Below are 3649 nucleotides of genomic sequence, written 5' to 3' on the forward strand. Positions count from 1 at the left end.
GGGCCTTCACAGCTGAGTGTGGGTAGCGGTCTTCCGCCAGGGGCGATGACCGCCTGCGGCGAGCAGGGCCCGTAACCGGTAGTTGTCGAAGTTACGGAAGCCGCGGGCGACGCGGCGCATGGTCTCGATGACGCCATTGACGGCTTCCGTGGGCCCGTTCGAGGCGCCGTTCGTGTCGAAGTAGGCCAGGATCGCGGCCTTCCACCGTCGCAGCGTGCGGCCCAGCCGGGCGATCTCCGGAATGGGGCAGGAGGGGAAGGAGGCGAGGATCTCGGCGACCAGCCGGCGTCCCTGCTCCGGGCGGGCGTGGTAGACGGCTCGGAGCTTCTGGTAGCAGTGCCAGGCGAGGGTGACCTCGTGGTGCGGGTCCCCGGCCTCGAGCTTCGCGTTGAGCCGACGGATCTGCTTCTCGGTCAGGTGTTCGGCGCCGATCTGCAAGGTCCGGCGAATGCCGTAGAGCGGGTCCCCGGCCCTCCCGCGGTGGCCCAGGGTGCCCTGCTGCACCCGGCGACGGACCTCGTCGACGACCTGCCCGCCGAGCTTGACCACATGGAAAGCATCGAGAACGGTGATCGCCTCGGGCAGCTCGTCACGAATGGCGTTGGCGTAGCCGTGGAACGGGTCCAGTGTCGCCGTGCGGATCCCACTGGTGAACGCCGTCCCCTGTTCAGCCAGCCAGTCGGCGTAGACGGCCCCGGTGCGGCCCTTCACCAGGTCGAGCAGTCGCGCCCGGGGACGGCCGTTCTCGTCGCGGGAGTGGTCCACGATCCCGGTGATCAGCCCGGTGCCAGGCGGGCCGACGTGGCTCCAGACGTGCTCATCGACACCCAAGGCGGTCACGCCGGCCAGCCGACCCTTGGCGGCGACCTGGTCCTGGATGACTGGGGCGATGGCGTCCCAGACGGTGTTCCAAGCGACCCCGAGCATCTCGGCCAGGGCCGAGACCGCGATGTCATGAGAGCGCAGCTGGGCCACGGCCCAGGCGATGGCGCGGGTGGTGAGCTTGGCCCGCGGGGCGGCCAACTCATGCACCTCGCTGAAGGTGGTCACCTCGCAAGCGTGCTCGTGGCAGCGGTAGCGGCGCTTCCGCCAAACCACGCGCACGGGTACCCCGGCGCAGGGCAGATCGTGCAGCAGCACCGGCGCCCGGCCGTGGCCGGTAGCGAGCACCCCGCAGGAGGGGCACCCCGCCAGAGACGGCGCGGTCTCGACCACCAGAGTGAACGAGAGCCGGTGACGCTCAATTGTGAGCACATGGACGTCGGGTAGGTCGAAGAGCGCGCACGCCGGCGCGCAAGCAGCATGAGACACGTCGAGGCCTTCGTCTGGACGCGGGCAGAGCTCGGTTGCCGTGCCTGCACGTAGGAAATGTTCGGAATGTCTGGTTCGGCGATCTTCGACGTGGACGGAGGTATCACTCCCGTCCGTGCGACATCACCGTGGTACCTCGTCTGCGCTTACTCGTCCGTCGGCTGGAGCAGCTTGTCGGGGTTGCGCACGAGGTAGACGCCGGTGATCTTTCGCTGGTCGTTCACGGCTACGGCCATGGTCAGCTCCAGGCGATCCCCGGCGTGGATCAGCACCCCGGGGCCACCGTTGAGGGTGTCGATGTCCACGCGCATCTGCGGAACCGGGGTGCGGGCGATCTTCAGCAGGAAGGCCGCGATGGGCTCCGCCCCGATGATCGGCTTGCGGGCGGCCACGACCTTGCCGCCCCCGTCGGAGAGCAGCACCGCTTCCGGGGCCAGCACGTCCATCAGCGCCTGGAGGTCTCCGGTGACCACGGCGGCTAGGAAGGCCTGAAGTACTTCGGTGCTGTCTTTGGAGGTGACCGCACCGTGGTCTGTGGCAGTGAGGCGTGTGCGGGCCCGGTGAGCGATCTGACGGACCGCGGCCTGGGTCTTGCCCACGGCCTCGGCGATGACCGGATAGGGCAGGCCGAAGACGTCGTGGAGCATGAACACCGCCCGTTGCTCCGGGGTGGCCTGCTGCAGCAGCACAGACAAGGCGTAGCTGAGCTGCTCCTTGACCAGGAGCTGGTGCTCTGGGCTCTCGTGGTTGGCCACCAAGGGCTCTGGTAGCCAGGGCCCGGGGTACTCCTCCCGGCGCCGGGTCACGGTGCGCACCGTGTTCAGGGCGGTGTGTGTGGCGATCCTGGCCAGATACGCCCGCCCATCACGGACCGTGGACACGTCTACGTCGGCCCAACGTAGGTACGTCTCTTGGACGACGTTTTCGGCATCAGCTCGGGTGCCGAGGATCTCGTAAGCGATGGCGAAGACCATCGACCGGTGGGCGGCGAACAGCTCGTCCTGCTCCCTCATGGTGACCACGAGGCTTCAGCCTACGGACACGGCCGGGCCCGACTGCCAGGTGTAGGACCCCGATCTGCGGGCCTCCTTGGCCAGCCAGGACACGGTCATCCGGCAGACCTGTTCCTTGGCCCAGCCACCGACTCGACCGGTCAGCGCCCATCGACGGGCCGTGTCATCAGGGCGCACCGTCTGCACGTGCCCGCGCCCCGCACCCAGGTCCAGGCACTGCACGAGGTAGCCGATGTCGATCACCGACGGTGCCGTCCCGGCCAGGCGAGCCAGCACGGTTTCGGCAACATGAGCCCCCAGCGGGATCGCGGACGCGCACGAGGCCCGCAGATGCGCCCCCGCCGCCCCTTGCACGGTGACAGCGTCCCCAGCCCCGAGGATGCGCTCGTGCCCGGGCACCGTGAGGGTGGCATCCACCAGCAACCGGCCATCCCTGCTCACGGGCAAGTCGCTGTCAGCTCCCAGGGTCGGTACGGCCAACCCCACCGTCCAGATCGTCGCCTCCGCCGCGGGGCGAGGGTTCCCGTCCGCAGTGGTAACAGCCCCGGTGGCTGGGTCGACCATCCCGTCCTCGACGGTGATGCCCAAACGCTGCAAGCGGCGGGCCACGGCCGGACGTCCAGTCAGCGGATGCGTCAGTCCCGACGGGGCTACGACTGTAATGGCCAAATCCGGGCGCGAGGCCGCCACGGCACAGGCGACTTCTACCCCGGTCGGTCCGGCGCCGGCGACCGTGACCGCCGCTCCGGGTGCCAAGTCGGCAATCGCTTTCCCCGTCGTTTCTGCGGCCGCAGGATTGGTCACCGACAGCAGCGGCGTGGACTGCTCCCCGCTGCCGACCGCATAGACCAGCCAGTCAAAGCCGAGCGGATCCTGGTCCGCCAGGGCGACCGTCCGGTTCTCGGCATCGATGCTCGCTACCCGGGTCGGCAGGTGCCGCACCTGCGGGTGCAGCACCTCTGCCCACTCCACACCGGATGCGCCTCGGGCCCCAGTGGCGAACTGGTGCAGCCGAATCCGCTCGGTGAACTGCGCCCCCGGATCCACCAGGGTCACCTCCACCGCCGGGGTAACCCTGTTCCCGGCCAGGCGGTTGGCCGCCATCACCCCGGCGTACCCGCCACCAACAACCACTACGCGCACCATTTCAGGCATCATGCTCCGCTTCCTCGAGAGTTCTTGACGCCATCAAGACACCGCCCGAACAGCCTTTGTGACATCCCCGCGATCCTCGGCGCACAACGCGCATCAGGACCACGCCGATCCTGCGCATCACCCAGAGGACCCGATCTCGGCAGCCAACCCACACTCATCTGTGAAGGGCC

Annotated in this window: 3 protein-coding genes; all 3 read right to left on the bottom strand. The window is 68.8% G+C overall.

Annotated features, from left to right (window positions below):
- Nucleotides 1-6: 6 nt before the first annotated feature.
- The 3 genes from FFS25_RS13190 to FFS25_RS13200 all read right to left on the bottom strand — a co-directional run bounded on the left by FFS25_RS13190 (nt 7) and on the right by FFS25_RS13200 (nt 3482).
- Nucleotides 7-1311, bottom strand: coding sequence for an ISL3 family transposase (locus FFS25_RS13190; RefSeq protein ID WP_349654438.1), 1305 nt, complete (start codon nt 1309-1311; stop codon nt 7-9).
- Nucleotides 1312-1457: 146 nt separating this feature from the next.
- On the bottom strand, nt 1458-2324 hold the full coding sequence (gene sigJ / locus FFS25_RS13195) for an RNA polymerase sigma factor SigJ (RefSeq protein WP_137803236.1): 867 nt from the start codon (nt 2322-2324) through the stop codon (nt 1458-1460).
- Between the two features lie 15 nt (nt 2325-2339).
- Nucleotides 2340-3482 (bottom strand): NAD(P)/FAD-dependent oxidoreductase, encoded by a 1143-nt coding sequence (locus FFS25_RS13200; RefSeq protein ID WP_137803235.1) that lies wholly within the window; start codon nt 3480-3482, stop codon nt 2340-2342.
- Between the last annotated feature and the right edge of the window lie 167 nt (nt 3483-3649).

Origin of the sequence: Kocuria sp. 2SI, from assembly GCF_005502825.1 — a bacterium.
Classification (GTDB): domain Bacteria; phylum Actinomycetota; class Actinomycetes; order Actinomycetales; family Micrococcaceae; genus Kocuria; species Kocuria palustris.